General features: G+C 72.7%; 25 protein-coding genes and 1 pseudogene. 18 read left to right on the forward strand and 8 right to left on the reverse strand.

What is annotated here, in order from left to right:
- Nucleotides 1-64 precede the first annotated feature (64 nt).
- The 12 genes and pseudogenes from AC230_RS22225 (at nt 65) to AC230_RS22280 (ending at nt 11,404) form a co-directional block, all read left to right on the forward strand.
- Complete coding sequence (locus AC230_RS22225; protein ID WP_049718114.1) at nt 65-1,345, forward strand: serine hydroxymethyltransferase; 1,281 nt, start codon at nt 65-67, stop codon at nt 1,343-1,345.
- 112 nt (nt 1,346-1,457) lie between these two features.
- Nucleotides 1,458-2,780, forward strand: a complete 1,323-nt coding sequence (locus AC230_RS22230; RefSeq protein ID WP_241833338.1) for an MraY family glycosyltransferase — start codon at nt 1,458-1,460, stop codon at nt 2,778-2,780.
- 246 nt (nt 2,781-3,026) lie between these two features.
- Nucleotides 3,027-3,466 (forward strand): annotated as a pseudogene (locus AC230_RS22235) (hypothetical protein).
- A gap of 279 nt (nt 3,467-3,745) precedes the next feature.
- Nucleotides 3,746-4,540, forward strand: coding sequence for a F0F1 ATP synthase subunit A (atpB, locus tag AC230_RS22240; protein WP_049718116.1), 795 nt, complete (start codon nt 3,746-3,748; stop codon nt 4,538-4,540).
- A gap of 75 nt (nt 4,541-4,615) precedes the next feature.
- Nucleotides 4,616-4,864 carry an ATP synthase subunit c family protein gene (locus AC230_RS22245; protein WP_049718117.1) on the forward strand — a complete coding sequence of 83 codons (249 nt, stop codon included), beginning with the start codon at nt 4,616-4,618 and terminating at the stop codon, nt 4,862-4,864.
- A gap of 44 nt (nt 4,865-4,908) precedes the next feature.
- A complete protein-coding gene (locus AC230_RS22250) occupies nt 4,909-5,469 on the forward strand; it encodes a F0F1 ATP synthase subunit B (RefSeq protein WP_422125619.1) in 561 nt (186 codons plus the stop codon).
- A complete protein-coding gene (locus AC230_RS22255; RefSeq protein ID WP_049718118.1) occupies nt 5,466-6,281 on the forward strand; it encodes a F0F1 ATP synthase subunit delta in 816 nt (271 codons plus the stop codon). The genes AC230_RS22250 and AC230_RS22255 overlap by 4 nt, the downstream gene beginning before the upstream one ends.
- Nucleotides 6,282-6,397: 116 nt before the next feature.
- Nucleotides 6,398-7,969, forward strand: coding sequence for a F0F1 ATP synthase subunit alpha (gene atpA / locus AC230_RS22260; RefSeq protein WP_049718119.1), 1,572 nt, complete (start codon nt 6,398-6,400; stop codon nt 7,967-7,969).
- 2 nt (nt 7,970-7,971) lie between these two features.
- Nucleotides 7,972-8,892, forward strand: a complete 921-nt coding sequence (locus AC230_RS22265; RefSeq protein WP_049718120.1) for a F0F1 ATP synthase subunit gamma — start codon at nt 7,972-7,974, stop codon at nt 8,890-8,892.
- Entirely contained in the window at nt 8,893-10,335 is a 1,443-nt protein-coding gene (gene atpD, locus AC230_RS22270) for a F0F1 ATP synthase subunit beta (RefSeq protein WP_049718121.1), read from the forward strand. It abuts the gene before it with no gap.
- Between the two features lie 114 nt (nt 10,336-10,449).
- Nucleotides 10,450-10,827, forward strand: coding sequence for a F0F1 ATP synthase subunit epsilon (locus tag AC230_RS22275; RefSeq protein WP_049718122.1), 378 nt, complete (start codon nt 10,450-10,452; stop codon nt 10,825-10,827).
- 118 nt (nt 10,828-10,945) lie between these two features.
- Entirely contained in the window at nt 10,946-11,404 is a 459-nt protein-coding gene (locus AC230_RS22280; protein ID WP_049718123.1) for a DUF2550 domain-containing protein, read from the forward strand.
- A 109-nt stretch (nt 11,405-11,513) separates the two neighbouring features.
- Here AC230_RS22280 and AC230_RS22285 read toward each other — a convergent pair whose 3' ends face one another.
- The 3 genes from AC230_RS22285 to AC230_RS22295 all read right to left on the reverse strand — a co-directional run bounded on the left by AC230_RS22285 (nt 11,514) and on the right by AC230_RS22295 (nt 15,830).
- Nucleotides 11,514-13,826, reverse strand: coding sequence for a glycoside hydrolase family 18 chitinase (locus AC230_RS22285; RefSeq protein ID WP_053161334.1), 2,313 nt, complete (start codon nt 13,824-13,826; stop codon nt 11,514-11,516).
- A 172-nt stretch (nt 13,827-13,998) separates the two neighbouring features.
- On the reverse strand, nt 13,999-14,658 hold the full coding sequence (locus tag AC230_RS22290; RefSeq protein ID WP_241833339.1) for a response regulator: 660 nt from the start codon (nt 14,656-14,658) through the stop codon (nt 13,999-14,001).
- Nucleotides 14,655-15,830 carry a sensor histidine kinase gene (locus AC230_RS22295; protein ID WP_049718125.1) on the reverse strand — a complete coding sequence of 392 codons (1,176 nt, stop codon included), beginning with the start codon at nt 15,828-15,830 and terminating at the stop codon, nt 14,655-14,657. The genes AC230_RS22290 and AC230_RS22295 overlap by 4 nt, the downstream gene beginning before the upstream one ends.
- Nucleotides 15,831-15,987: 157 nt before the next feature.
- Between AC230_RS22295 and AC230_RS22300 the strand changes: the two genes are divergently transcribed.
- Nucleotides 15,988-16,539, forward strand: a complete 552-nt coding sequence (locus AC230_RS22300; protein WP_049718126.1) for a hypothetical protein — start codon at nt 15,988-15,990, stop codon at nt 16,537-16,539.
- Nucleotides 16,540-16,598: 59 nt separating this feature from the next.
- Here AC230_RS22300 and AC230_RS22305 read toward each other — a convergent pair whose 3' ends face one another.
- Nucleotides 16,599-17,171, reverse strand: a complete 573-nt coding sequence (locus AC230_RS22305) for a cob(I)yrinic acid a,c-diamide adenosyltransferase (protein ID WP_049718127.1) — start codon at nt 17,169-17,171, stop codon at nt 16,599-16,601.
- A 203-nt stretch (nt 17,172-17,374) separates the two neighbouring features.
- Here AC230_RS22305 and AC230_RS22310 point away from each other — a divergent pair, with 203 nt between their 5' ends.
- The 3 genes from AC230_RS22310 (at nt 17,375) to AC230_RS22320 (ending at nt 21,512) form a co-directional block, all read left to right on the forward strand.
- Nucleotides 17,375-18,223 carry a 3-hydroxyacyl-CoA dehydrogenase family protein gene (locus AC230_RS22310; RefSeq protein WP_049718128.1) on the forward strand — a complete coding sequence of 283 codons (849 nt, stop codon included), beginning with the start codon at nt 17,375-17,377 and terminating at the stop codon, nt 18,221-18,223.
- A 144-nt stretch (nt 18,224-18,367) separates the two neighbouring features.
- Nucleotides 18,368-18,712: an STAS domain-containing protein gene (locus AC230_RS22315; RefSeq protein WP_049718129.1), complete on the forward strand. Its 345-nt coding sequence runs from the start codon at nt 18,368-18,370 to the stop codon at nt 18,710-18,712.
- A gap of 217 nt (nt 18,713-18,929) precedes the next feature.
- On the forward strand, nt 18,930-21,512 hold the full coding sequence (locus AC230_RS22320; RefSeq protein ID WP_049718130.1) for an ATP-binding protein: 2,583 nt from the start codon (nt 18,930-18,932) through the stop codon (nt 21,510-21,512).
- A gap of 22 nt (nt 21,513-21,534) precedes the next feature.
- Here the strand turns inward: AC230_RS22320 and nucS are convergent, their stop codons facing one another.
- Entirely contained in the window at nt 21,535-22,194 is a 660-nt protein-coding gene (gene nucS / locus AC230_RS22325; protein WP_049718131.1) for an endonuclease NucS, read from the reverse strand.
- Nucleotides 22,195-22,409: 215 nt separating this feature from the next.
- Between nucS and AC230_RS22330 the strand changes: the two genes are divergently transcribed.
- On the forward strand, nt 22,410-22,802 hold the full coding sequence (locus AC230_RS22330) for an SCO5389 family protein (protein ID WP_049718132.1): 393 nt from the start codon (nt 22,410-22,412) through the stop codon (nt 22,800-22,802).
- Nucleotides 22,803-22,888: 86 nt separating this feature from the next.
- Here AC230_RS22330 and AC230_RS22335 read toward each other — a convergent pair whose 3' ends face one another.
- Nucleotides 22,889-23,914, reverse strand: a complete 1,026-nt coding sequence (locus AC230_RS22335; RefSeq protein WP_049718133.1) for an LLM class flavin-dependent oxidoreductase — start codon at nt 23,912-23,914, stop codon at nt 22,889-22,891.
- Nucleotides 23,915-24,129: 215 nt separating this feature from the next.
- Here AC230_RS22335 and AC230_RS22340 point away from each other — a divergent pair, with 215 nt between their 5' ends.
- Nucleotides 24,130-24,468: a hypothetical protein gene (locus tag AC230_RS22340; RefSeq protein WP_049718134.1), complete on the forward strand. Its 339-nt coding sequence runs from the start codon at nt 24,130-24,132 to the stop codon at nt 24,466-24,468.
- A 13-nt stretch (nt 24,469-24,481) separates the two neighbouring features.
- On the opposite strand, the gene AC230_RS22345 is transcribed toward AC230_RS22340, so the two are convergent.
- Nucleotides 24,482-25,387: an ABC transporter permease gene (locus tag AC230_RS22345; protein WP_049718135.1), complete on the reverse strand. Its 906-nt coding sequence runs from the start codon at nt 25,385-25,387 to the stop codon at nt 24,482-24,484.
- Nucleotides 25,384-26,661 (reverse strand): ABC transporter ATP-binding protein, encoded by a 1,278-nt coding sequence (locus AC230_RS22350; protein ID WP_049718136.1) that lies wholly within the window; start codon nt 26,659-26,661, stop codon nt 25,384-25,386. The genes AC230_RS22345 and AC230_RS22350 overlap by 4 nt, the downstream gene beginning before the upstream one ends.
- Nucleotides 26,662-26,702: the final 41 nt, after the last annotated feature.

Here is a 26,702-nt window from a genome sequence, read left to right on the forward strand (position 1 = left end):
CCTCGGGCGCGGGCCTACATTGGGTGGTGAGCACGGCTCACCCGCCCACCGCACGGAGCCCGCGATGCCCGTCACCCCCGCACCCGTCAGCGCCCCGCGGCTCGCACCCGGCCCGGGCCGGGGCGCCGAGGAACTGCTGCGGCAGGATCCCGAGATGGCGGGCATCCTGCTCGCCGAGGCCGACCGCCGGGCGACCGGCCTCCAGCTGATCGCCGCCGAGAACTTCACCTCGTCCGCCGTTCTCGCGGCGCTCGCCTCGCCGCTGGCCGACAAGTACGCCGAGGGCTATCCCGGCGCCCGCCACCACGGCGGCTGCGAGGTGGCCGACCTGGCCGAGCGGGTCGCCACGGAGCGGGCCAAGGCGCTCTTCGGCGCCGAGCACGCCAACGTCCAGCCGCACTCCGGCTCGGCCGCCGTGCTCGCCGCCTACGCGGCGCTGCTGCGGCCGGGCGACAAGGTGCTGGCCATGGGCCTGCGGGAGGGCGGGCACCTCACCCACGGCTCCCCGGCCAACTTCTCGGGCCGCTGGTTCGACTTCACCGGCTACGGCGTCCACCCGGACACCGGGCTCATCGACTACGACCGGCTGCGCGCCCTGGCCCTGGCGCACCGGCCGCGGGCGATCGTCTGCGGCTCGACGTCGTACCCCCGCCACCCCGACTACGCGCTCTTCCGCGAGATCGCCGACGAGGTCGACGCGTACCTCGTCGTGGACGCGGCGCACCCCATCGGCCTGGTCGCCGGGGGAGCGGCGCCCACCCCGGTGCCGTACGCGGACGTGCTGTGCGCGACCACGCACAAGGTGCTGCGCGGGCCGCGCGGCGGGATGCTGCTGTGCGGGGCGCGGCTGGCGGACCGGGTGGACCGGGCGGTGTTCCCGTTCGTCCAGGGCGGTGCCCTGATGCACGCGGTGGCGGCCAAGGCCGTCGCCTTCGGGGAGGCGGCGACGCCGGCGTTCACCGCGTACGCCCATCAGGTGGTGGCCAACGCGCGGGCGCTGGCGGCCGGGCTGGCCGGCGAGGGCCTGGCCGTCGCCACCGGGGGCACCGACACCCACCTCGTGGCCGCCGACACCGGCCCGCTGGGCCTGGACGCCACCGCGGCCCGCGGCCGGCTGGCCGCCGCCGGTATCGTGCTCGACGTCTGCGGCCTGGGCAGGGGCTCGGCGCGCGGTCTGCGGCTGGGCACCGCGGCGGTGACCACCCAGGGCATGGGCGAGCCGGAGATGGCCCGGGTGGCCGCCCTGATGGGGGCCGCGCTGCGGGGCGCGGAGCCGGCGGGCCGGCTCAGGGAGCAGGTCGCCGAACTGACCGCGGCGTTTCCGCCCTATCCTGCGCGGGACTGATCGTCGGCAACCATCAGGGGGTGGTGAACGTCTTCATCGGCATTCACGGAACGAGACCGTGCGCGCATATGGTGGTGGGCTGTGAGGTCCGGCGAGATCCCTGGGGCAGCCCGTGCGTGAATACCTGCTGACGCTCTGCGTCACCGTGGCGGTCACCTATCTGCTCACGGGCCCGGTGCGGAAGTTCGCGATCATGGCCGGGGCGATGCCGGAGATCCGCGCGCGCGACGTGCACCGCGAGCCGACGCCGCGGCTCGGCGGGATCGCCATGTTCGGCGGCCTGTGCGCGGGTCTGCTGGTGGCGGCGTACCTGCCCAACCTGAAGCCGGTCTTCGAGACCTCCAACGAACCCCGGGCGCTGCTCTCGGGGGCGGGGCTGATCTGGCTGCTGGGCGTGCTGGACGACAAGTGGGGCGTGGACGCCCTGGTCAAGCTGGGCGGCCAGATGATCGCGGCCGGTGTGATGGTGCTCCAGGGCCTGACCATCCTGTGGCTGCCGGTGCCGGGCATCGGCACGGTGGCGCTGACCCCCATGCAGGGCACGCTGCTGACGGTCGCCCTGGTGGTCATCACGATCAACGCGGTGAACTTCGTGGACGGTCTGGACGGCCTCGCGTCGGGCATGGTCTGCCTGGCGGCGGCGGCGTTCTTCCTCTACGCCTACCGGCTCTGGTACGGGCACAACGTGGAGGCGGCGGCGCCGGCGACGCTGTTCGCGGCGGTGCTCGTCGGCATGTGCCTGGGCTTCCTGCCGCACAACATGCACCCCGCGCGGATCTTCATGGGCGACTCGGGGTCGATGCTCATCGGCCTGGTGCTGGCGGCGGGCGCGATCTCGATCACGGGCCAGGTCGACCCCGACCTGCTCGGCTCGTTCACGGGCTCGGAGAAGGCGACCGTGCAGGCGACGGTGCCGGTCTACATCCCGCTGCTGCTGCCGCTGACGATCATCGCGGTGCCGGTGGCGGACCTGCTGCTGGCGGTCGTGCGCCGGACGTGGAACGGCCAGTCGCCGTTCGCCGCGGACCGCGGTCATCTGCACCACCGGCTGCTGGAGATCGGCCATTCGCACAGCCGGGCGGTGCTGATCATGTACTTCTGGTCGGCGCTGATCGCCTTCGGCACGGTGGCGTACTCGGTGAACTCCGAGGCCGGCGGCCGGATCCTGCTGGTGATCGTGGCGCTGAGCGCGGTGGGGCTGGTGCTGCTGCTGATGCCGCGGTTCACTCCGCGCGCTCCGCGCTGGGCCGAGCGCCTGGTGCCGCCGAGGTACCGGCGCAGGGGCACCCCGCCGGCGGCCGTCCCCGCCGCGCCCGAGGACCGCGAGGACGCCGGGCGGGACGCGCGCGAGCCCGTCCCGGCCGGCCTGCACGGGGCGACGGCGATCGGCGACCGCTCGCGCTTCCGCGCCGTGCGCGACCTCGGCCGGCGCTAGCAGACGAGAAGCCGCCCGTCAGTGGCCTGACGGGCGGCTTCACTCTTGCGTGTGATAGGCAGCACACGATATAGGTAAAGGCCTCATCAAATAGTTTGTGATACCGTTCACGAAACCGGAGGCAGAGCCGAAGGACCGTAGCGCGGTAGCTCCAACGGACCCTTCGCCGCGCTCCTGCGCGCCGAACCCCGGGATACGCTCGTCCCCGACGAATCGTTGCTTCCGACTCCGCCGGAGAGACCCTTCATGCAGGCCAACGACGCCCGAACGCTACTTCAGTGCGCCGTACCGACCGCTGCCGCGGGGGTCGTCGCCGTTGCCGTCGCCTTCGCGCTCGCGGGGGCAAGGGAGCCGTCGGAGCCGTCGCGGGCACCGCGCTCGCCCTGGCCAACATGTCGCTCGGGCTCTACATGCTCCAGCGCACGGCGCGGCAGTGGCCGCAGGTGTTCCAGATGATGGGACTCGCGCTCTACGCCGTGCAGTTCCTCGTGATCGCCGTACTCCTCGGCCTGTTGAAGGACACCACGCTCTTCAACGTCCGGTCCTTCGCCTTCTCGGTGCTCGCCGCCACCCTGGTCTGGGTCGCGGCCCAGCTGCGCGCGCACCTGAAGATGAAGATCCTTTACGTCGATCCGGAGGTCGCCGCCGACGCGAAGAAGCCCGCGCCGGCGGAGTCCCCGTCATGACAGGTAGGGCCGGGATAAGTGCTCGTGTGCTCACCTGCTATCGTCCGGTGCCATCTGAGGTGCAGCGGACGCAGACGGCCGGAGCCCCGCCCCGCGCGGGAGCACATCGGCGGTCCGTCCGGCTGACGCCTGCGGTGGCCGCCGGCCGCCGGCCGACCTGCCGCACCCCTAACCGTAAGACCAGTCCAGTGCCGTTCCGTGGCTGCTTGCCGCGCCGACACAACGAGGTTGCCGTACCTATGCGCCACGCTGAAGGAGCTCGCGGTGAGTGCTGACCAGATGCTCGCCTTCGAGACCGATTGCCACATCTTCGATGGGTGCGGCTTCCCGACACCAGGCCTTCACTCCTTCGTCTTCGAACCGCTCTTCACCATCGGCGGTGTCGAGGTCAACAAGCCGATGCTGCTGGCCGTGCTGAGCTCGGTCACCGTGCTCGTCTTCCTCTGGGCCGCCTTCGGCCGGGCCAAGGTCGTGCCGGGCAAGCTCCAGATGATCGGTGAGGCCGGCTACGACTTCATCCGCAAGGGAGTCGTCTACGAGGCCCTCGGCAAGAAGGAGGGCGACAAGTACGTCCCCCTCATGGTCTCGATGTTCTTCTTCATCTGGATCATGAACCTGTGGTCGATCATCCCGGTCGCCCAGTTCCCGGTGACGTCGATCATCGCCTACCCGGCCGGCCTCGCCCTGCTCGTCTACCTGATCTGGGTGCCGCTGACGTTCAAGCGCCACGGCTTCATCGGCGGCATCAAGAACATCTCCGGCTACAACAAGGAGCTGGGCTGGGTCCTGCCGCTGGTCATGGTCCTGGAGCTGCTCTCCAACCTGCTGATCCGGCCCTTCACCCACGCGGTCCGGCTCTTCGCGAACATGTTCGCCGGCCACGTCCTGCTGCTGATCTTCACCATCGCCAGCTGGTACCTGCTCAACGGCATCGGCATCGCCTACGCCGGCGTCTCCTTCGTGATGGTCATCCTGCTGACCGTCTTCGAGATGTTCATCCAGGCCCTTCAGGCGTACGTCTTCGTCCTCCTGGCCTGCTCCTACATCCAGGGCGCTCTCGCCGAGCACCACTGAGCGGCCCCTCCCACAGACCCCCAGACGTCCGGTGGCCAACCCCCACCGGTCCGTGAAAGAGAAGGAAGAAACGGCATGTCCGCTGCGCTCCAGACCCTTGCCGAAGGCGTTTCCCTCAAGGGCAACCTCGCCTCCATCGGCTACGGCCTCGCGGCCATCGGCCCCGGTGTCGGCGTCGGCATCATCTTCGGCAACGGCACCCAGGCCCTGGCCCGCCAGCCCGAGGCGGCCGGCCTGATCCGCGCCAACCAGATCCTGGGCTTCGTCCTCTGTGAGGCGCTCGCCCTCATCGGCCTCGTCATGGGCTTCGTCTACGCCAGCTGATCCGGCAGACGACCACCATTGACGCGACGAAAGGCACTGATGTGATCGCCCTGGCAGCATCCCTGGCCTCGGAGAAGGAGCCCGTGTTCCTTCCCCCGATGCCGGAGCTCGTCATCGGCCTGGTCGCCTTCCTCATCGTCCTCGTCGTCCTCGGCAAGAAGCTCCTCCCGGGCATCAACAAGACCCTGGACGAGCGCCGGGCGGCCATCGAGGGCGGCCTGGAGAAGGCGAAGGCCGCCGAGGAGGAGGCCAAGCAGGTACTCGAGGACTACCGGGCTCAGCTCGCCGAGGCACGCACCGAGGCCGCGCGCCTGCGCCAGGAGGCGCAGGAGCAGGGCGCCGCGATGGTCGTCGAGATGCGGGCCGAGGGCGAGCGGCAGCGTGAGGAGATCATCGCTGCCGGCCGCGCCCAGGTCGAGGCCGACCGCCAGGCCGCCACGGCCGCGCTCCGGCAGGACGTCGGCAAGCTGGCCATCGACCTGGCCGACCGGATCGTCGGCGAGTCCATGAAGGACTCCGTCCGGCAGGAACGCACCATCGACCGGTTCCTCGACGCGCTCGAGGCCAAGCCGGCCGACCCGACGAAGGCTGAGGTCACCCGATGAACGGAGCGAGCCGCGAGGCCCTGGCCTCGGCCCGCGACAACCTCGAAGCGCTGCTGGACAGCGCCTCGGCCGACGCCGCCCGGCTCGCCGAGGACCTCGCCTCCGTCACCGCGCTGCTCGACCGCGAGGTGTCCCTGCGCCGGGTCCTCACCGACCCGGCGCAGCCCGCCGACGCCAAGTCCGAGCTGGCCGGCCGCCTGCTGCGCGGACAGGTCGGCGGCGACGCGGCCGACCTGGTGAGCGGCCTGGTCCGGTCCCGCTGGTCGTCCTCGCGCGACCTGGTGGACGCGCTGGAGGAGCTCGCCGCCGGCGCCGAGCTGGCCGCCGCCCAGGGCGCCGGCCGGCTGGACGACGTCGAGGACGAGCTGTTCCGCTTCGGCCGCATCGTCGAGTCCAACCCCGGTCTGCGCGCCGCGCTGACCGACAAGGTCGCCGACAAGGCCGCCAAGGCCGGGCTGCTGCGCACACTGCTGGGCGGCCGCGCCGACGCGGTCACCGAGCGGCTGATCGTCCGGCTGGTCACCGCACCGCGAGGCCGTAGCCTGGAAGCGGGGCTCACCGCCCTCTCCAAGCTGGCCGCGGACCGCCGTGGCCGCGTGGTCGCGGAGGTCACCTCCGCGGTGCCGCTGAACGACCGGCAGAAGCAGCGCCTCGGCGACGCCCTCGGCCGGATCTACGGGAAGCGCGTCCACCTCAACCTGGACGTCGACCCCGAGGTCATCGGCGGCATCCAGGTGCGCATCGGCGACGAGGTCATCAACGGCACCATCGCGGACCGGCTCGCCGAGGCGGGCCGCCGGATGGCCGGCTGACCGGCCACCAACTCAAGAGCATGACTGACGGCCCGAGTTGGGCCGACGGTGTCCCACGGGGGAAGCCCCCTGGGGAAGAAATACTTCGGGCCCAACAAGGAGAGCAGGGAACCCAGATGGCGGAGCTCACGATCCGGCCGGAGGAGATCCGGGACGCGCTGGAGAACTTTGTCCAGGCGTACAAGCCGGACGCGGCCTCGCGCGAGGAGGTCGGTACGGTCAGCCTGGCCGGCGACGGCATCGCCAAGGTCGAGGGGCTGCCCTCGGCCATGGCGAACGAGCTGCTGAAGTTCGAGGACGGCACCCTCGGCCTCGCCCTCAACCTCGAGGAGCGCGAGATCGGCGCGATCGTCCTCGGCGAGTTCAGCGGCATCGAGGAGGGCCAGCCGGTGCAGCGCACCGGTGAGGTGCTCTCCGTCGGTGTGGGCGAGGGCTACCTCGGCCGCGTCGTCGACCCGCTGGGCAACCCGATCGACGGCCTCGGCGAGATCAAGACCGAGGGCCGCCGCGCCCTCGAGCTGCAGGCCCCCACGGTCATGCAGCGCAAGTCGGTCCACGAGCCGATGGAGACGGGCTACAAGGCCGTCGACGCCATGACCCCGATCGGCCGTGGCCAGCGTCAGCTGATCATCGGTGACCGTCAGACCGGCAAGACCGCCCTGGCGATCGACACGATCATCAACCAGCGTGCCAACTGGCGCACCGGCGACCCGAAGAAGCAGGTCCGCTGCATCTACGTCGCCATCGGCCAGAAGGGCTCCACCATCGCGTCCGTGCGCGGCGCGCTGGAGGAGGCCGGCGCCCTGGAGTACACCACCATCGTCGCCGCCCCGGCGTCGGACCCGGCGGGCTTCAAGTACCTCGCCCCCTACACGGGTTCCGCCATCGGCCAGCACTGGATGTACCAGGGCAAGCACGTCCTGATCGTCTTCGACGACCTGTCGAAGCAGGCCGACGCCTACCGTGCCGTCTCCCTGCTGCTGCGCCGTCCGCCGGGCCGCGAGGCCTACCCGGGTGACGTCTTCTACCTGCACTCCCGCCTGCTGGAGCGCTGCGCCAAGCTCTCCGACGACATGGGCGCCGGCTCGATGACCGGTCTGCCGATCGTCGAGACCAAGGCCAACGACGTCTCGGCGTTCATCCCGACCAACGTCATCTCCATCACCGACGGCCAGTGCTTCCTGGAGTCCGACCTGTTCAACGCCGGTCAGCGCCCGGCCCTGAACGTCGGTATCTCGGTCTCCCGTGTCGGTGGTTCGGCCCAGCACAAGGCCATGCGCCAGGTCTCCGGCCGGCTCCGCGTGGACCTCGCCCAGTACCGCGAGCTGGAGGCGTTCGCCGCCTTCGGTTCCGACCTGGACGCGGCCTCCAAGGCGGCCCTGGAGCGCGGCAAGCGCATGGTCGAGCTGCTGAAGCAGACGCAGTACGCCCCGTTCGCCACCGAGGACCAGGTCGTGGCCATCTGGGCCGGCACCAACGGCAAGATGGACGACGTCCCGGTCGAGGACATCCGCCGCTTCGAGCGCGAGCTGCTGGACTACCTGCACCAGGCCCACAAGGGCCTGATGACCAGCATCGTCGAGGGCGGCAAGATGTCCGACGACACGCTGCAGGCGCTCGGTGACGCCGTCGCCTCCTTCAAGCAGCAGTTCCAGACCGCGGACGGCAAGCTGCTGGGCGAGGGCTGAGCATGGGTGCCCAGCTCCGGGTCTACAAGAGGCGGATCAAGTCCGTCTCCGCGACCAAGAAGATCACCAAGGCGATGGAGATGATCGCCGCCTCGCGCATCGTCAAGGCACAGCGCCAGGTGGCCGCGTCCACTCCGTACGCCAGTGAGCTCACCCGGGCCGTGACCGCCGTCGCCACCGGCTCCAACACCAAGCACCCGCTGACGACCGAGGTCGAGCAGCCGGTGCGGGCCGCGGTCCTGCTCGTCACGAGCGACCGCGGTCTGGCGGGCGGTTACTCCTCCAACGCCATCAAGGCCGCGGACAAGCTCACCGAGCGGCTGCGCGGCGAGGGCAAGGAGGTCGTCCACTACGTCGTCGGCCGCAAGGGCGTGGGCTACTACTCCTTCCGGGAGCGCCCGGTGGCCGCGTCGTGGACGGGCTTCACGGACAGCCCGACCTACGCGGACGCCAAGAAGGTGGCGGACCCGCTGATCGAGGCCGTCCTCACGGACACGGCCGAGGGCGGCGTGGACGAGCTGCACATCGTCTTCACGGAGTTCGTGTCGATGATGACGCAGACCCCGGTGGACAAGCGGCTGCTGCCGCTGACCCTCGACACGACGGAGGCCGAGGACGAGGCGGCGAAGGACCAGATCCTTCCGCTGTTCGAGTTCGAGCCGTCGGACGAGGCGGTGCTCGACGCGCTGATGCCGCGGTACGTCGAGTCCCGTGTCTACAACGCCCTGCTGCAGGCCGCCGCCTCCGAGCACGCGGCCCGCCGCCGGGCGATGAAGTCGGCGACCGACAACGCCGAAGAGCTCATCAAGTCGCTCACGCGGCTTGCCAACGCGGCCCGACAGGCCGACATCACCCAGGAAATCAGCGAGATCGTCGGTGGCGCGAGCGCCCTGGCCGACGCGACCGCGGGGAGTGACCGATAAATGACCACCACTGTTGAGACGGCCGCCGCGACGGGCCGCGTCGCCCGGGTCATCGGCCCGGTCGTCGACGTGGAGTTCCCCGTCGACGCGATGCCGGAGATCTACAACGCCCTGACCGTCGAGGTCGCCGACCCGTCCGAGGCCGGCAAGAAGAAGACCCTGACGCTCGAGGTCGCGCAGCACCTCGGTGAGGGCCTGGTGCGCGCCATCTCCATGGAGCCCACCGACGGCCTGGTCCGCCAGGCGCCGGTGACCGACACCGGCGACGGCATCACCGTCCCCGTCGGTGACGTCACCAAGGGCCGGGTGTTCAACACCCTGGGCCGCATCCTGAACGAGCCCGAGGCCGAGAACGAGGTCACCGAGCGCTGGTCCATCCACCGCAAGGCCCCCGCGTTCGACCAGCTCGAGTCGAAGACCGAGATGTTCGAGACCGGTCTGAAGGTCGTCGACCTGCTGACCCCGTACGTCAAGGGCGGCAAGATCGGTCTGTTCGGTGGCGCCGGTGTCGGCAAGACCGTGCTGATCCAGGAAATGATCATGCGTGTGGCCAAGCTGCACGACGGTGTCTCCGTGTTCGCCGGTGTCGGCGAGCGCACCCGTGAGGGCAACGACCTCATCCAGGAGATGGAGGAGTCGGGCGTCCTCGACAAGACCGCCCTGGTCTTCGGTCAGATGGACGAGCCCCCGGGCACCCGTCTGCGCGTCGCGCTGGCCGGCCTCACCATGGCCGAGTACTTCCGTGACGTCCAGAAGCAGGACGTGCTGTTCTTCATCGACAACATCTTCCGCTTCACCCAGGCCGGTTCCGAGGTCTCGACCCTGCTCGGCCGCATGCCCTCCGCGGTGGGCTACCAGCCGAACCTGGCCGACGAGATGGGCCTCCTCCAGGAGCGCATCACCTCGACCCGCGGTCACTCGATCACCTCGATGCAGGCGATCTACGTCCCCGCGGACGACCTGACCGACCCGGCCCCGGCGACCACCTTCGCCCACCTGGACGCCACCACCGTTCTGTCGCGTCCGATCTCGGAGAAGGGCATCTACCCGGCGGTCGACCCGCTGGACTCGACGTCCCGCATCCTGGACCCGCGCTACATCTCGCAGGACCACTACGACGCCGCCATGCGCGTCAAGGGCATCCTGCAGAAGTACAAGGACCTCCAGGACATCATCGCGATCCTCGGCATCGACGAGCTGGGCGAGGAGGACAAGCTGGTCGTCCACCGCGCCCGTCGCGTCGAGCGCTTCCTGTCGCAGAACACCCACGCGGCGAAGCAGTTCACCGGTGTCGACGGTTCGGACGTCCCGCTGGACGAGTCCATCGCGGCGTTCAACGCCATCTGCGACGGCGAGTTCGACCACTTCCCGGAGCAGGCGTTCTTCATGTGCGGTGGCCTGGAGGACCTGAAGAACAACGCCAAGGAGCTGGGCGTCTCCTGAGCACCCCGGTGCTCGCGGTCCGGGGGCGGGGCGCCCCCGCCCCCGGACCGTACGTCCCCTATTCTTTGACCCAACGCCCGCCGGACCCGGCGGGTGGAGACCCGAGGAGCCACGTTGGCTGCTGAGCTGCACGTCGAGCTGGTCGCGGCGGACCGAAGCGTCTGGTCCGGCGAGGCCACTCTGGTCATCGCGCGTACCACATCGGGTGACATCGGCGTCATGCCCGGCCACCAGCCGCTGCTCGGTGTGCTGGAGTCCGGCCCGGTGACCATCAGGACCGCCGACGGCGGAACGGTCGTCGCCGCGGTGCACGGCGGCTTCATCTCCTTCGCCGACGACAAGCTGTCGCTGCTCGCGGAGATGGCGGAGCTGGCGGACGAGATCGACGTCACCCGTGCGGAGCGGGCGCTCGAGCGCGCGAAGGCGGAGGCCGACGCGGCCGCCGAGCGCCGCGCGGACGTCCGGCTGCGTGCGGCGGCGGTGCCCGGTTAGGCCGCTGCCCACTGAAGAACGTCCCTCAGCCGCGGGCCGCCTGGAACAAACCAGGGCGGTCCGCGGCTGAGGCAATACAGGTGCGGTTGCTCTAGATGATGCGAGGAGGTCGGTCGTGATGGTCCTCGCTCTGCTCGTGAGCGGCATCGTCGTGCTGCTGGTCCTGCTGGGACTCTTCGTCTTCGGGCTGCGCAGGCGGCTCATCCAGCGGTCCGGTGGCACCTTCGACTGCAGCCTGCGGTGGGACGTCCCGGACGGGCCGGCCTCCCCCGAGCCCCCCGTCGGCAAGGGGTGGGTGTACGGGGTCTCCCGCTACAGCGGTGACCGGATCGAGTGGTTCCGGGTCTTCTCGTACGCGGTGCGGCCGCGGCGGCTGCTGGAGCGGGCCTCGATCGAGGTGCTGGAGCGGCGGGCTCCGGTGGGGGACGAGGAGCTCGCCCTGCTGTCCGACGCGGTCGTGCTCGTCTGCTCGCACCGCGGGACGCGGCTGGAGCTGGCGATGAGCGAGGACGCCCTGACCGGCTTCCTGGCCTGGCTGGAGGCGGCGCCTCCGGGGCAGAGGGTCAATGTGGCGTGACCGCGGGGCGTCTCTCCGAACGCGCCCATGACCTCGGGCGCCGGACGGGCCGAGGTTCGGCCCGTCCGGCGCCCAGGGAGTCTCCGCGCGGAGCGCAGCACGGCCCGCGTCAGCGGAGGCCGTTGTCGACCGCCGTCATCAGCGTGCCGCTGTCGCCGGACATCTCCCAGATCATCGCGCCGCCCAGGCTCTTCGACTTGATCCAGGCCGTCTTCCTGCCGATCGACCAGGCGTCGTCGAACGTCCACCACTGACCGTTGTCACCGGTGTAGCCGTACGTCGCCACGGCCGTCTCGTCGTGGTAGACCTTCAGGCCGGGCACGGAGGCCAGCAGGTTGTCGTAGCCGCGCGTCCCGGCCTCCTCGGGGAACTGGCCGGGGGCGGCCCCGTTCGCCTTCTGCCAGGCGCCGTTGGCGCCGCCGTCGGCGACCTGCTGCCAGCCGCGGCCGTAGAAGGCGAGGCCGAGGACGACCTTGCGCGGGTCGACGCCGGCGTCGAGGTAGGTCCCGACGGTCTTCTCGACGCTGAACCTGGTGGTGTAGGGGTCCTTGGGGTCGGGATACAGGTTCCCCTGGTGTCCCGTCCGGTTCGGCTCCCAGCTGTTGTCGCTGCCGGAGCCGTGGAAGTCGTAGCCCTGGACGTTCGCGTAGTCCATGTAGTCGAAGACGCTGGGCGTACCGTCCTTGGTCGTGATGTCCCAGCCGGCGTCGAGCTTCGCCGGGTCGGCGGGGGTGAACGCGGTGAGGAGGTACTTCCGGCCGTCCGGGCCGCTCAGCGCGTCGAGCTGGCGGCGGAACTCGGCGAAGAGCAGCGTGTTGTTGGCCTTGTCGTCCTTCGAGACGTGGTTGCCCGCGTGGCCTTCCGAGCCCGGCCACTCCCAGTCGATGTCGAAGCCGTCGAAGATCCCGGCCGCGGCCCCGGCGCCGCCACGGCCGTTGGTGACCGGGAGGTTCCCCTTGATGTACATGTCGATACAGGACTTGACGAACTTCTGCCGGGACGCGTCCGTCCTGGCCACGTCGGAGAAGTACTTGCTGTACGTCCAGCCGCCGATCGACATGAGGACCTTCAGCCTCGGGTACTTGGCCTTGAGCTTCTTGAGCTGGTTGAAGTTGCCGGCCAGCGGCTGGTCCCAGGTGTCGCCGACGCCGTCGACGGACTCGCCGGCGCCGAAGCCCTTCTCGTAGTCGGCCCAGGAATCGCCCGCGCCGTCACCCTGGTTGGGGTCCTGGGGGTTGGACCCGGTGGCCTTGGTGACGCCATTGAGGCAGGTGAGGTTGTTCGGGTCGATGTTGGAGAAGGAGTAGTTGATGTGCGTGAGCTTGGCGGCGGCGCCGGTGGTGTCGAGGGACTTGACCGTGTAGCCGCGCCCGTAGATCCCCCACTGCACGAAGTATCCGGCCTTGACGGCACCCGCGCCGGGCTGCGGGGTGCCGCCCCCGCCGGTCGTCCGGACGGTCAGCGGCGCGCTGGCGGGCCCCGTCTGCCCGGCGGTGTCGCGGGCCACGACGGTGTACGTGTAGTCCGTGCCGGCGGTGAGGCCGGTGTCGGTGTACGCGAGCTTGGCGACGGTCGCCGCCTTCACCGTCCCGCGGTAGACGTCGTACTCCTTGATGCCCCGGTCCGAGGCGGCCGCGGTCCACTTGAGCGCGACGGAGGTGTCGGTGACCGCCGTGGCCTGCGGGGTGCCGGGCGCGGACGGCGGCTTGTCCGAACCGCCCTTGGTCGTACGGAAGGTGGCCGCGGGGCTCGCCGGGCCGGTCCTGTCGTTCACGTTGCGGGCGACGACCGTGTAGGTGTACTCGGTGTCGGCGCTGAGGCCGGTGTCGGTGTAGGCGAGCTTGGCGACCGTGGCGACCTTGTCCTTGCCGCGGTAGACGTCGTAGTTCTTGATGCCCTTGGCGTCGGTGGCGGCGGCCCACTTCAGCGAGACGCTGTCGGCGGTCACGCCGGTGGAGACGGGCTGTCCGGGCGCGCTGGGCGGGGTGTCGGTCGAAGAGCCGTCGCAGGCACCGCCGTTGAGCCTGCAGCCCGCCGGTGCGCCGTCGCCCGCGGCGACGAAGCCGAAGGTGACGCTGGCGCCGGGGGCGATCGTGCCGTTGTACTCGCGGTTCTTGGCCGTGTAGTGCGTACCGGAGCCGGTGATCAGGGCGTCCCAGTAGGCGCCGACCGTGGTGGTGGAGGGGAGGTCCCACTCGACGGTCCAGCCGTCGATCGTCGTGGTGCCGGTGTTCTTGACGGTCCACTCGCCCTGGTAGCCGCCGCCCCAGTCGGAGGTCTTCGCGAAGGTCGCCGTCGCCGAAGGGCCGTCCGCGGCGGCCGAGTTGGCCGGGGCGGCGAGGCCGACGAGCGCCGCGGCCGGGAGCAGCAGCGTGCCCAGCGCGGCGGTGATCCTGGTCAGCCGGGAGGTATGTCTGTTCAAGGATGCTCCTCGGGTGAGGTCCGGAGAGGGTGGGGATGGAGCTGCTTCCGTGACCTGTGAGCCGTGAGGTGAGCATGCGAAAACGGAGGGCGCTGAAAGGTGGTTGGGGGGTGTGTTCGCGGTGACGCTCACCACAGCTGTGAGGGGAGCGTAAGAAGGTCCGTACCAATGGTCAAGAGGTCTGGACCAGACCCCATTCCTGGGCCAGCACCGCCGCCTGCACCCGGCTCCGCAGTCCCAACTTGCCGAGCAGCCTGCTGACATGGGTCTTCGCCGTGGCCCCGGCCATCCCCAGCCGGTCGGCGATCTCCGCGTTGGACAGCCCCTCGCCCAGGCACACCAGCACCTCCCGCTCGCGCCGGGTGAGCGCCCCCAGGGCCTCGGCGTCCGCCTCCGGGGCGGGGGAGCGGCGGGCGAACTCCGATATGAGGCGGCGCGTGACGGCGGGAGAGATCAGGCCCTCGCCGCGCGCCACCGTCCGTACCGCCGCGACCAGTTCGGCGGCCTCGCTGTCCTTGAGCAGGAAGCCCGCCGCGCCGGCGCGCAGCGCGCCGAACACGTACTCGTCGAGGTCGAACGTCGTCAGGACGAGGACGTCGGCCAGGCCCTCGCCGGTGATCAGACGGGTGGCCGAGATGCCGTCCAGGCGGGGCATCTGGACGTCCATCAGGACGAGGTCGGGGCGCAGTCCGCGCGCCAGCCGCACCGCCTCCTCGCCGTCCGCCGCCTCGCCCACGACCTCGACGCCGGGCGCGGAGCGGAGGATCAGCACGAGGCCGGAGCGGACGGCTGCCTGGTCCTCGGCGACGACGATCCGTACGGTGGTGGTCACGTGCTCTCCTCGTCCACGGGCAGTACCGCCCGTACGTGCCATGTCCCGTCCCCGGCCGGGCCGGCCGTGAACTCCCCGTCGAGCAGGGCGACCCGCTCGCGCATCCCGATCAGGCCGGCCCCGGAGCCGGGCGCCCTCGGGCCGTCCCCGCCGCCGCCCAGCGGGCTCGTCACGCGCACCGTCAACGCCCCGTCGGCGCGGGCGAGTTCCACCGTCACCTCGCCGGGGGCGGCGTGCTTGACCGCGTTGGTCAGCGACTCCTGGACGACGCGGTAGGCGGCGAGCTCGACGGGGGCGGGCAGCCGGGCCGGGGCGCGTCCGTCGCGGAGCGCGAAGCGGAGGCCGGCGCCGTGCGCGGCCGCGCGGGCCCGGCCGAGCAGGGCGTCGAGTCCGTCGAGGGTGGGCGTGGGGGCCGGCTCGTCCGCGTCGCCCGCCCTGCGCAGCAGGTCGATCAGGCGGCGCATCTCCGCGAGCCCCTGGACGCTGTTCTCCCGGATCACGCCGAGCGCCTCGCGGGACGCCTCCTCCTCGTTGATCGACAGGGCCGCGGTGGAGTGGATCGCGATCGCCGACAGGTGGCCCGCGACGAGGTCGTGCAGCTCGCGCGCCATCCGCGCGCGCTCGGCGCCGACGGCCTGGCGCCGGTCCATCTCGGCCAGCAGGACGGTTTGTTCGGCCGCCAGGCGGGCGGCCTCGGCGGCGTCGCGGTGGCGGCGGACGCCGACGCCGGTCCAGGCGGGGGCGACGGTGACCACCGCCAGCGCGAGCCCGATCAGCACCGCATCCGGCCGCCGGACCAGCGCCACCGCCAGCAGCATCCCGGACACGCTGAGGATCTCGCAGGCGCGGGGCAGGAGGCGGTACGCGGCCGGGGGGCCGTACAGCACGGCCGCGTACACCAGGTCGGTGAACATCACCGTGGTGGTGACGAGGTTCCCCGAGCACAGGTCCAGGGCCAGGGCGGGCACCCCCACGGCGAGCCCGGCGAGCGGCCTGCGGCGGCGCAGCAGCTCCGCCCCGGCGATCGCCGCCAGCGCGAGCAGCGCCAGCCGCCCCGGGAGGCCCCCGACGACCGGCCGGCTGCCCAGCCCCAGCGCGTACAGCACCAGGCCGCCGGTGAGTCCGGCGGCCGCGATCAGCAGGTCGTCGCGGTGGGGGAGGAGGCGGGGCATGCCACCATCACAGCACGTCGGAGCGGGTGCGGGCGTCCGCCGGCGGTCCGCCGGGCGGTCCGCCGCGTACATCGAAGGATGCAGTCCACGATCGCCACCGGTGACGACGGAACGGCCGCCGGGGACCGGGATCCTGGTGGGGAGGGAAGGAGAGACCGTGATCGTCACGCTGATCGTCGCCTGCGAGGTCGGCTTCTGGATCCTGCTGGCCGGCGGGCTGGCCCTGCGCTACCTGGCGAAGATGCCGCGCGCGGGGGCGGCGGTGCTGTTGCTGGAGCCGCTGCTGGAGCTCGTCCTGCTGATCGCCACCGCGATCGACCTGCGCAACGGGGCCGCGGCGAGCACGAAGCACGGCATCGCGGCGGTCTACATCGGTTACTCCGTGGGCCTGGGCCACGCCACGATCAAGTGGGTGGACCAGCGCGTGGCCCACCGCTTCGCGGGTGGGCCGCCGCCGGTCAAACCGCCGAAGTACGGCCGGGCCCGGACCGTCCACGAGTGGCGGGCGGCGGGCAGGTGGATCCTGGCGGCGGTGGTGGCGCTCGCCCTGCTCCAGGCCGCGATCTGGTACGTCGGGGGTTCCGGGGACACGAGTTCCCTGCGGGGCTGGCAGCAGGCGATGCTCTACGTGGTCGGCATCAACCTCGTCATCGCCCTGAGCTACACGCTCTGGCCCAAGCGCGAGCCGGACGGGGCCGGCTCGCGCTGAGCGCCCGGGGCGCGGCCGCTGCGCCCGCCCCCGGCCGGGGTGGGGGCCGGTGCGGTCGGTCAGCGGTTCTCGCCGGGGATCCACAGGACGTCGCCGACCTCCTTGTTCGCCGTTCGGGCCAAGATGAACAGCAGGTCCGAGAGGCGGTTCAGGTAGGTCGCGGTGAGCGGGTTCATCGTCTCGCCGTGCGTCTCCATCGCCTTCCAGGTGGAGCGCTCCGCCCGCCGCACCACCGTGCACGCCTGGTGCAGCAGCGCCGCCCCCGGCGTCCCGCCCGGCAGGATGAAGCTGCGCAGCTTCTCCAGTCCGGCCAGGAAGCGGTCGCAGTCCGCCTCCAGGCGGTCGATGTAGGTCTGCTCGACCCGCAGCGGCGGGTACTCGGGGTCCTCGACGACCGGCGTCGCCAGGTCGGCCCCCACGTCGAACAGGTCGTTCTGCACCCGCCCGAGCACCGCCACGATCTCGTCCGGCAGCCGCCCGAGCGCCAGCGCGACCCCGATCGCCGCGTTGGCCTCGTTCGCGTCCGCGTACGCCGCGATGCGCGGATCGGTCTTGGCGGTGCGGCTCATGTCGCCGAGGGCGGTGGTGCCCTTGTCTCCGGTGCGGGTGTAGATGCGCGTCAGGTTGACCATGCCACCGAGCGTAGTCCGCGGCGGGCGGGGGCGCCCTTCCCGGAAGTGGCGCGAATGCGGCGTGTGTTCCTCCCGGTAGCGCTGTCCAGTGTGACGTCCGTCATGTGGGACGTGACGCGCATCTCTAACCCTCCTCCAGCGCACGGGCGGGCGCTAAGGTCCGCCGTGAACAGCCGTGCACGCACAGGGAGAAGGGGACACCAGTGGCCAAGAAACTCGCCGTCATCGGGGCAGGACTGATGGGGTCCGGCATTGCTCAGGTGTCCGCCCAGGCCGGCTGGGACGTCGTCCTGCGGGACGTGACGGACGAGGCCCTGAAGCGGGGGACCGACGGGATCCGCGCGTCGTACGACAAGTTCGTGGCGAAGGGCAAGCTGGAGGCCGCCGCGGCGGACGCGGCGTTCGCGCGGATCACCGCGACGACGGACCTGGACGCCGCGGCCGGCGCCGACGTCGTCGTCGAGGCGGTCTTCGAGGACGTCGAGGTCAAGAAGGACATCTTCCGGGCGCTGGACGGGATGGTGGGCGAGGGGACGGTCCTCGCCTCCAACACCTCGGCCATCCCGATCACCAAGATCGCGGCGGCGACGCGCCGGCCCGAGCGGGTCGTCGGCGTCCACTTCTTCTCCCCGGTCCCGCTGATGCAGCTGTGCGAGCTGGTGCGCGGGCACAAGACGAGCGACGAAACCCTCGCCGCGGCGCGGGAGTTCGCCGAGGGCGTCGGCAAGACCTGCATCGTGGTCAACCGCGACGTGGCGGGGTTCGTGACGACCCGGCTGATCACGGCGCTGGTCGGCGAGGCCGTCAAGCTGTACGAGTCGGGCGTCGCCTCGGCCGAGGACATCGACGTCGCCTGCCGGCTCGGATTCGGCCACGCCATGGGCCCGTTGGCGACCACCGACCTCACGGGCGTGGACATCCTGCTGCACGCGATGGGCAACATCTACACCGAGACCCAGGACGAGAAGTTCGCGCCGCCGGAGATCATGCGCCGCATGGTCGACGCGGGGGATCTGGGCCGCAAGAGCGGACAGGGCTTCTACCAGTACTGAGCCGCTGGCGCCAGACTCGTTCACCCCACCGTGTGAATTGGGTATTGGTTCGCTAACAGACGGCAACTTTGTTGTGCGAGAGGCCGTCAGTTCCTTAGAGCCACATCCACATCCCACCGCACTGCCGCACCCAGGGGAGCGCATATGCACATCAGGGGCGACCACGCCGAACTGGTCGTCGGGGGCCGCCTCGACGTCCGCAACGCGGCGGACGCCCGAACGGTCCTGCACTCCGCCCTCGACGCCGGGCGGGGCGACCTCGTCCTCGACCTGACCGAGCTCGACTCCTGGGACGCCACCGGGCTCGGCGTCATCATGGGGGCCCACCGCCGCGCCGGGCGCACCGGCCGCAGGCTGGTGCTGCGCGGGGTGCCGGACCGTATGCGCCGGGTCCTGGTGGCCACCCGGCTGCACCGCATCCTCGCCTTCGAGGACGGCGGTCAGCCGGGGCCCGAGGCCCCCCTCCCCACGTGCGAGCGCACCCGCTGAGGCGGCGCCCGCCGGCCTCGCCGGAGCGGCGTCCGCAATCCTCATGAGACTGTGACGCCCGGGGCACCGTGGTGCCCTCCCCGTCGGAGATACTGTCCCAAGGTCTGTTCGGTTTCCCGTCTGTGCTCCGGTCCTCGGCGGTCGCCGGACCCGAGGTCGCAGCGCCCGGACAAGGCCGGGAGACACGAGGCACGCCACGCGACTGGGGGCTTGGACCATGGACCCGACGAACCGGGAACCCGAGGCACCGCGCACGGACGCGGACGCGTCCGCGGAGGACGCCGCCGCGCGCGAACCCGGGCCGGTCCGGGTCGTCCAGCTCGTCGCCGGCGACTACCTGCTGACCGTCAACCCCGTCGACGGCAGCGAGATAGAGCCCTGCCCGCCCGGCCGGCTGCCCGCCCCCGCCGAGCGCCACGACGCCGCCGGCCGCGCCGACCGGGACCGGGCCGCCGCGCCGCCGGAGCCCGCCGGGGACACCGGGCCCGCGCTGCCCCTCGTCGGCCGCGGCGAGGTGCGCGGCAGACTCGGCCAACTCCTCTCGCGCGGACGCTCCGTACGCCTCACCGGCCCCGCGGGCTCCGGGCGCACCGCCCTGCTCGACGCGGTCGCCGCCGACTGCGCGGACCTCGCGCCCGACGGCGTCGTCCGGCTGAACGGCCGTCACCGCACCGCCGCCGACCTCCTGCACGAGCTCTTCGCCGCCGTCCACCACGCGCCGCTGCACCGGCCGGACCGGGCCGGACTCCTCGCCGTCGTCCGGGAGATCGGCGCCGTCGTCGTCCTGGACGACCTGGAGTTCGGCGGCGCCGCGCTCGACGAGCTGCTGGACGCGACCCCCGAGTGCGCCTTCCTCTTCGCGGCGGCGCCGGGCGTGGCCGCGCCCTCCGAGGGCGCCCACGTGGAGGAGGTGGCGCTCGGCGGGCTCGACCGCACCGACTGCCTGGAGCTGCTGGAGGCGGCCGCCGGGCGGCCGCTGACGGACGAGGAGGCCGACTGGGCCGCCGACCTGTGGGTCGAGTCCGACGGGCTGCCGCTGCGCTTCGTCCAGGCGGGGGCGGTGCTGCGGCTGCGGGACGCGGACGTCGCCGGGTCCGCCGTCGTCACGGACGAACGGCCGTTCAGCATCCCGGAGGACGGCGCCCCGGCGGGCGCGGAGGAGCCGGCCGTCGGGCTCGCCGGGCTGCCGCGCGGGGTCGCGCCGGCCGTGCCGCTCGCCGCCCGGCTCGGTCCGGCGGCCCGCGACACCCTGCGCCTCGCGCTCGCCCTCGGCGGCGAGGTGCCCCACCAGGCGCAGCTGCCGGCCCTCGTCGGCGACACCCACGCCGACGCCGCCGTCGGGGAGCTGCTCGCCGCCGGGCTCGTCACCGCCGCGGGCGCGCACTACCGGCTGGCGGCCGGGGTCGCCGCGGCGCTGTCGGAGGCGGGCTACGGCGAGGAGGCCGCGGAGGCGGCCGGGCGCGTGCTGACCGTCGCGCGGCACTACTCCTGGTGGGCCGGGCACCCGTCCGTCGCCCCCGAGCGCATCGCGGCCGAGGCCGACACGATCCTCGCGGCGCTGGCCGCCCTCGTCTCCGGCGGCGCGCCCGGGCAGCCGGCCGCCGCGGTCCTGCTGGCCCGCACCGCCGCGCCGGCCTTCGCCGGGGCGCTGCACTGGAGCGCCTGGGAGCGGGCGCTGCGGCACGGGCAGGAGGCGGCGCGGCTGGCCGGCGAGGTCGGTGAAGAGGCCTATTTCCACCACGAGTTGGGCGTGCTGGCGCTGTGCACCGGCAACATCGACCGGGCGCGGGCGGAGCTGGAGGCGTCCACCGGTCTGCGGGGGGTCCTCGCGGACAAGCGGGGGGCGGTCGCGAGCCGGCGCGCGCTGGCGCTGGTAGCGGACCGGGCGCGGGCGGTGGCGGCGGGTGCGGCCGGTGCTCCCGGTGCGCCCGGGGTTTCGGGGGCGGCCGCCCGGCCGGTGCGGATGCCGTCGGCGCCGCAGTCGCCGCGGACACCACAGGCGCCGCAGACACCGCAGACGCCCGGGGGCGAGGAGGTCCCGGCGGCGCGCAGCGAGCAGTCGGCGCCGCCGCCCGCGGTGCGTCCGGCCGTACGGACGGACGCGGTCGCTCCCGACCCGGACGGGGTGACCACCGCCGCCTTCCGCAAGGTCGCTCCCCCCGCGGCGGCCGGCCGGCGGGCCGCCGGCGTCCAGGCGTGGGCGCAGCGGCTGACGTCCGGCGGGGCCCGGCGCAACCTGGTCGCGGCCGGGGCCGGCGTCGTCCTCGCGGCCGTCCTCGGGACGGTCGTCACGCTCGGCGCGACGTCGGGCAACGGGGGCGGGGGCGCGACGGACTCGGAGGACCGCAAGCCCGGGCCGTCCGCGTCGCAGCAGGACGGCGACGGCGGCATGAGCGCGGACCGTCCGCAGGTCGGGCACGACGGGCCGGCGGTGGTGTCGGACGGCCGGTCGCCGGGGCGGCCGGAGCGGTCGGGGACGCCGGGGGAGAGCGCGGAGCCGACCGGGACGCCGTCGGGGACGGGCACGCCGTCGCCCTCGGGGAGCGGGCAGCCGTCGGGCTCGCCGTCCGGGACGCGGACGCCGGGGCACGAGACGTCGTCGCCGGGGCCGACGGGCGATCCGTCGCCCACGGGGAAGCCGAAGCCCTCGGACCCCCCGAAGCCGCCGACCGGGGAGCCGGAGCCCTCGAAGGACCCCGGGCCGACGGACGGCGGCCACGAGACGGTGCCGCCGCCGGCGTCGCACTCCCCGGGGAGCGGGAGCGGCGGCGGGACGACGGCGAGCGCGGCGGGCCGCTGACCGCCGCGCCCGGGCGGGCCGTTCAGAAGAGGCGGAGCTTGTCGTCCTCGATGCCGCGCAGGGCGTCGTAGTCGAGGACGACGCAGCTGATGCCGCGGTCCGTGGCGAGCACACGGGCCTGCGGCTTGATCTCCTGGGCGGCGAAGACTCCCCGCACGGGGGCGAGATGGGGATCGCGGTTGAGCAGCTCCAGGTAGCGCGTGAGCTGCTCCACACCGTCGATCTCGCCGCGGCGCTTGAGCTCGACGGCCACCGTCCCCCCGTCCGCGTCGCGGCAGAGGATGTCCACCGGCCCGATGGCGGTGGGGTATTCGCGGCGGATGAGGGTGTAGCCCTCGCCGAGGGTCTCGATGCGGTCCGCGAGGAGTTCCTGAAGGTGCGCTTCCACGCCGTCCTTGATGAGCCCGGGGTCGACGCCGAGTTCGTGCGAGGAGTCGTGGAGGACCTCCTCCATGGTGATGATGAGCTTCTCGCCCGCCTTGTTGATCACCGTCCAGACGCCCTCGTCCTCTTTGAGGGTGCACGGCGGGGACATCCAGTTGAGGGGCTTGTAGGCCCTGTCGTCCGCGTGGATCGAGACGCTGCCGTCTGCCTTGACCAGGATCAGACGGGGGGCGGAGGGCAGGTGGGCGGTGAGCCGGCCCGCGTAGTCCACGGAGCAACGGGCGATGACGAGACGCATGGTGGGCCACGCTACTCGACTCCCGGCACCGGACGCGATTCGCCCTGGACCGTCCCCTTCGCCGTTGGCCAGTTGTCGGTACGTTCTCCTGGTGGGGCAGCAGTGGCCGGATTACCGTGGGAGCCGGGCGGCCGTCGTACGGGCACAGGGCGTCGTCGTCCGCTCGCCCATCCCGAAGACCCCGCCCCGCGGCGGGGTCGCGAGAGGAGACACCCATGTCGCTCGACGTCTCACCGGCCCTCCTTGAACAGGCCGAGCGAGGCGAGGTCGACGAAGCGGCCTTCGTCGACTGCGTCCGGACCTCCCTGCCGTACGCATGGGAGCTGATCAGCTCGCTCGTGGACCGGCTCAGGGAAGACGGTGGTGAGTTCGCCGACAACCTCACCCCGCCGCCGTCCGAATTCCACCGCGGCCAGCTGCTGCGGGTCCTGGCGAGCGACGCGATCCGGGGGGCGGTGCAGCGGCACTTCGGGGTCCGCCTGGCCTTCCAGAACTGCCACCGGGTGGCGGTCTTCCCGCTCGACCCCGCGGCCGACGCCCGGCTGGAGCGCTTCACCTCGGTGCGGAGCCAGGTGCTCAACCAGTCCCCGGAGCTGCGCGACTGCTGACCGGCCGGTCCGTCCGGCGCTGCCGCCGCCCCGCCCGGGCAGGGAGCGGCAGCTCCCCGGAGCCTGTGACCCGGGGGCGACGGAGGTCAGGAGAGCAGCGGGAGGACGTCGGTGCCCAGGCGGCGCAGGTTCTCCTCGGTGGCGGCGAGGTCGCCGGAGCCCTCCGCGAGCAGGGCGAAGCGGCGGACGCCGGTGCGCTCGGCGGTGGCCGCGAGGCGGTCCGCGCACAGCCGTGGCGGCCCCACCGGGTGGATGCGGCACAGGAGTTCGGTGTACTCCTGGGGGTCGCGCATGCGGCGCTCGCGCCCGTCGACGGTGACGTGGGCCCCGAGCCCCTGGCGCAGCCAGCCGGGCATGGCCTTGAGCAGGGTCTCGGCCGCCTCGGGCCGGCGGTCGCCGACCTGGACGACGCCGGCCGCCACGTGCCCGGGCTCCGCGGCCTCCTCGGGCGTCGCACCCGCCTCCAGGGCACAGGCGCGCCACAGGGCCACCATGTCCGCCTTCTCCTCGTCCGTGCTGTGCATGCCCAGGAGCATGGGCAGCCGGTGCCGGGCGGCGAGCCGGACGCTCGCGGGGGAGGTGCAGGCGACGGTCACCGGCGGTCCGGGCCGGCCGAAGAGGTCGTCGGCGCGGGGGACGACGGGGACCTCGCGGAAGGCGAAGCGCTCGCCGGCGGCGGCCACGCGGGGTTCGCGCAGCCAGCGCATCAGCAGTTCGAGGGATTCCGGAAACGCTTCTTCGTAAGCCGCGAGGCCGGCGTTGAACACTTCCAGGTCCACCCAGGGGCCGCCGCGTCCCACCCCGAGGGTGAACCTGCCGCCGGAGGTGAGGTGCAGGAGCGCCGTCTGTTCCCCGAGGGTCACGGGGTGTGTGGTGGGCAGGACGCTGACGGCGGTGCCCACCCCGATGCGCCGGGTGCGGCCCAGCAGCAGCGCGGCCAGCGTGATCGCGGAGGGGCAGACGCCGTACGGGACGAAGTGGTGCTCGGCCACCCAGACCGCGTCCAGCCCGGCCTCCTCGGCGACCTCCGCGGTCCGCACCGCCCGGTGGAGGGCCTCGTCGTGGCCCTGGCCCGGGAACTGAGCGGCCAGGACGAACGCTCCAACGCGCATCGGTCGTCTGCCTCCTGGCGGTCCTGCCGCCGGTCTCGTGCGGTCCATCGACGAATTAACGTTTGACCGGTGCCGGAAGGTACGGGCGTTCAGGAAGTTTTCATGATGATCAGAGGAGGCGGGTGGGTAGGGGCCGGTTGCACCGGGCCGGGGCCGTGACCGTGCCGCGTACCCTGGTCACGGCCCGTAGCCCGCCCCGACCTCCGAGGTGACCCGTGTCCCCGCGCCGAAACCGCCCGCGAGGCGGCGCCGTCCGACAAGCCGCCGCGTCCGCCGCGTACGGGACCGGCGCGGTGCGCCACGGCCTGGAGCGGACGGAGAGCTGGCAGGGCGAGGACTGGTCGGTCCGCATGATCGGCGGGGGCGCCGCCGCCAAGCACTACCGCTGCCCCGGCTGCGACCAGGAGATCCCGCCCGGGGTGCCGCACCTGGTGGTGTGGCCGCAGTACGGCGCGGGGGTGGAGGACCGGCGGCACTGGCACACGTCGTGCTGGAACGCGAGGGACCGCCGGAGCGCGAGGCTCCAGCGGTCCCGTAACGCGCCCCGGTACTGACCGGGCCGGGGCGTCAGGCGTCGCGCTTCGTCATCGCCGCGTACGCGCCGCCGAGGGCGACGGCGGTGACGCCGAGGACGATCCACAGCGGCGTCCAGCCGGTGGGGCCGTCGTCCCCGAGCTCGGCGCCGTAGAAGACGGCGAGCTGGCTGGGGATCGAGTAGGTGGCCAGCGCCTTGCCGATCGGGCGGACCGACTCGGCCATCATGAACAGCGACAGCAGCGGGGGCAGCAGCACCAGCCCCAGCATGGTGGTGATCGCGCCGGCGGAGTGCCGCAGCAGCGCGCCCACGGCGAGCGAGAGCAGGCCCAGGGCCGCCACGTAGCCGCTGACGCCGAGGGTGGCCTTGACCCACTCGGAGCCGCCGACCCCGTTCGGCGTCCGGTCGGCCAGCAGGCCCGCGTCCAGCAGGGCCACCAGCGTCGTCGCCACCAGCGTCAGCACGAAGGTCAGCGCGAAGAAGACGATCGCCTTGGCGCCCAGCACCCGGCCCCGGCTGGGGCAGGCGGTGAGCGTGGTGCGGATGAGGCCGGTGCCGTACTCGGACGAGATGGTCAGCACACCCAGGGTGAGCAGCGGGATCATGCCGAGCAGGATGCCGACGAAGCCCATCCCCAGGATCTGGGAGTCCTCGCCGAAGTCGGCGTCGTCGGCGACGTTGTAGGTGACCAGGGCGATCAGGGTGCCGATGCCGATGACGACGACGAGCATCGTGCCCAGCGTCCACATCGTCGAGCGGAGCGACTTGATCTTGGTCCACTCGGCGGCGATCGCGTCGCCCAGGGTGGCCCGGCGCACGGGGATCGGCGAGACGTAGCCGCCGGCCGGGGCCTGGCCGGGCCAGTACGGCTGCCCGGCGGCCTGGGCCTGGTGCTGCGGCGCGGGCGCGGCGGGCGGGGGTGTCATCGGGGCGGTCATCGGGCGTCCTCGCTGTCACGCTTGGTCAGGTCGGCGGGGGCGGCCGCACCCTCGGGTGCGGCGGGGGCGGGAGCGGCGGCCGGGGCCGGGGGCGCCTCGCCGGACGGCGGTGCCGCGACCGGGGGCGGCGGCGGGGCCGCGGCGGCGCGGTCCTGCGGCGCGGGCGGCTGCGCCTGCTGCCCGGGCGCGGGCTGCCGCGGCGCCTGCTGCGGCGGGGCGGGCGGCTGCTGCGCGTACGGGTTGGGCTGCTCGCCCGGCAGCACCGGGTAGCCGCCCGGGCCGCCCCAGCCCGGCGGGACGGGCGCGCCCGGCATCGCGTACCCCGGCGCGGGCTGCTGGAAGCCGGCGCGCGCGTCCTGCGTCGAGCGGTAGTCCACGGCGGCCTGGGTCATGCGCATGTACGCCTCCTCCAGGGACGCCTGGTGCGGCGAGAGCTCCCACAGCCGGATGTCCGCGGCGTGCGCGAGGTCGCTGATGCGCGGCAGGGCGAGACCGGTGACGCGCAGCGCGCCGTCGGGCTCGGGCAGCACCTGGCCGCCGGCCTCCACCAGCGCCGAGGTCAGCTTCTCGCGCCCCTCCGGCTCGCCGTCCGGCGTGCGGACGCGGGCGAAGCCGGCGGAGTTCGCGGCGATGAAGTCCTCGACGCTCATGTCCGCCAGCAGCTGCCCGCGGCCGATGACGATCAAGTGGTCGGCGGTGAGCGCCATCTCGCTCATCAGGTGCGAGGAGACGAACACGGTGCGGCCCTCGGCGGCCAGCCGCTTCATCAGGTTGCGGACCCACAGGATGCCCTCGGGGTCCAGGCCGTTGACCGGCTCGTCGAAGAGCAGCACCTGGGGGTCGCCGAGCAGCGCCGCGGCGATGCCCAGCCGCTGGCCCATGCCCAGCGAGAAGCCCTTCGAGCGCCGCTTCGCCACGTCCTGGAGGCCGACGACGCCCAGCACCTCGTCCACCCGGCGGGCCGGGATGCCGGAGAGCTGCGCGAGGGACAGCAGGTGGTGGTAGGCGCTGCGCCCGCCGTGCACGGCCTTGGCGTCGATCAGCGCGCCGACCTGGCGGGGCGCGTTCGGCAGCTCCCGGTAGGGGCGGCCACCGATCGTGACCCGGCCCGCGGTGGGCACGTCCAGGCCGAGGATCATGCGCATGGTGGTGGACTTCCCGGAGCCGTTCGGGCCCAGGAAGCCGGTCACCATGCCCGGCCTCACCTGGAACGTCAGGTTGTGCACGGCCGTCTTGGCGCCGTAGCGCTTCGTCAGGCCGACTGCCTCGATCATTCTCCGCCCCTCGCGAGATGGTCGGGGCGCATGCCCCCGTT

This window comes from Streptomyces caatingaensis (assembly GCF_001187435.1).
GTDB lineage: Bacteria > Actinomycetota > Actinomycetes > Streptomycetales > Streptomycetaceae > Streptomyces > Streptomyces caatingaensis.

What these genes read in the sequence shown, in the direction of transcription:
- AC230_RS22255 (WP_049718118.1), top strand. Translation starts at nt 5,466, where the DNA reads ATGAACGGAGCGAGCCGCGAGGCCCTGGCCTCGGCCCGCGACAACCTC.
- AC230_RS22265 (WP_049718120.1), top strand. Translation starts at nt 7,972, where the DNA reads ATGGGTGCCCAGCTCCGGGTCTACAAGAGGCGGATCAAGTCCGTCTCC.
- atpA (WP_049718119.1), top strand. Translation starts at nt 6,398, where the DNA reads ATGGCGGAGCTCACGATCCGGCCGGAGGAGATCCGGGACGCGCTGGAG.
- AC230_RS22320 (WP_049718130.1), top strand. Translation starts at nt 18,930, where the DNA reads ATGGACCCGACGAACCGGGAACCCGAGGCACCGCGCACGGACGCGGAC.
- AC230_RS22280 (WP_049718123.1), top strand. Translation starts at nt 10,946, where the DNA reads ATGGTCCTCGCTCTGCTCGTGAGCGGCATCGTCGTGCTGCTGGTCCTG.
- AC230_RS22295 (WP_049718125.1), bottom strand. Translation starts at nt 15,830, where the DNA reads ATGCCCCGCCTCCTCCCCCACCGCGACGACCTGCTGATCGCGGCCGCC.
- AC230_RS22330 (WP_049718132.1), top strand. Translation starts at nt 22,410, where the DNA reads ATGTCGCTCGACGTCTCACCGGCCCTCCTTGAACAGGCCGAGCGAGGC.
- AC230_RS22335 (WP_049718133.1), bottom strand. Translation starts at nt 23,914, where the DNA reads ATGCGCGTTGGAGCGTTCGTCCTGGCCGCTCAGTTCCCGGGCCAGGGC.
- AC230_RS22225 (WP_049718114.1), top strand. Translation starts at nt 65, where the DNA reads ATGCCCGTCACCCCCGCACCCGTCAGCGCCCCGCGGCTCGCACCCGGC.
- atpB (WP_049718116.1), top strand. Translation starts at nt 3,746, where the DNA reads ATGCTCGCCTTCGAGACCGATTGCCACATCTTCGATGGGTGCGGCTTC.
- AC230_RS22305 (WP_049718127.1), bottom strand. Translation starts at nt 17,171, where the DNA reads ATGGTCAACCTGACGCGCATCTACACCCGCACCGGAGACAAGGGCACC.
- nucS (WP_049718131.1), bottom strand. Translation starts at nt 22,194, where the DNA reads ATGCGTCTCGTCATCGCCCGTTGCTCCGTGGACTACGCGGGCCGGCTC.
- AC230_RS22345 (WP_049718135.1), bottom strand. Translation starts at nt 25,387, where the DNA reads ATGACCGCCCCGATGACACCCCCGCCCGCCGCGCCCGCGCCGCAGCAC.
- AC230_RS22245 (WP_049718117.1), top strand. Translation starts at nt 4,616, where the DNA reads ATGTCCGCTGCGCTCCAGACCCTTGCCGAAGGCGTTTCCCTCAAGGGC.
- atpD (WP_049718121.1), top strand. Translation starts at nt 8,893, where the DNA reads ATGACCACCACTGTTGAGACGGCCGCCGCGACGGGCCGCGTCGCCCGG.
- AC230_RS22315 (WP_049718129.1), top strand. Translation starts at nt 18,368, where the DNA reads ATGCACATCAGGGGCGACCACGCCGAACTGGTCGTCGGGGGCCGCCTC.
- AC230_RS22350 (WP_049718136.1), bottom strand. Translation starts at nt 26,661, where the DNA reads ATGATCGAGGCAGTCGGCCTGACGAAGCGCTACGGCGCCAAGACGGCC.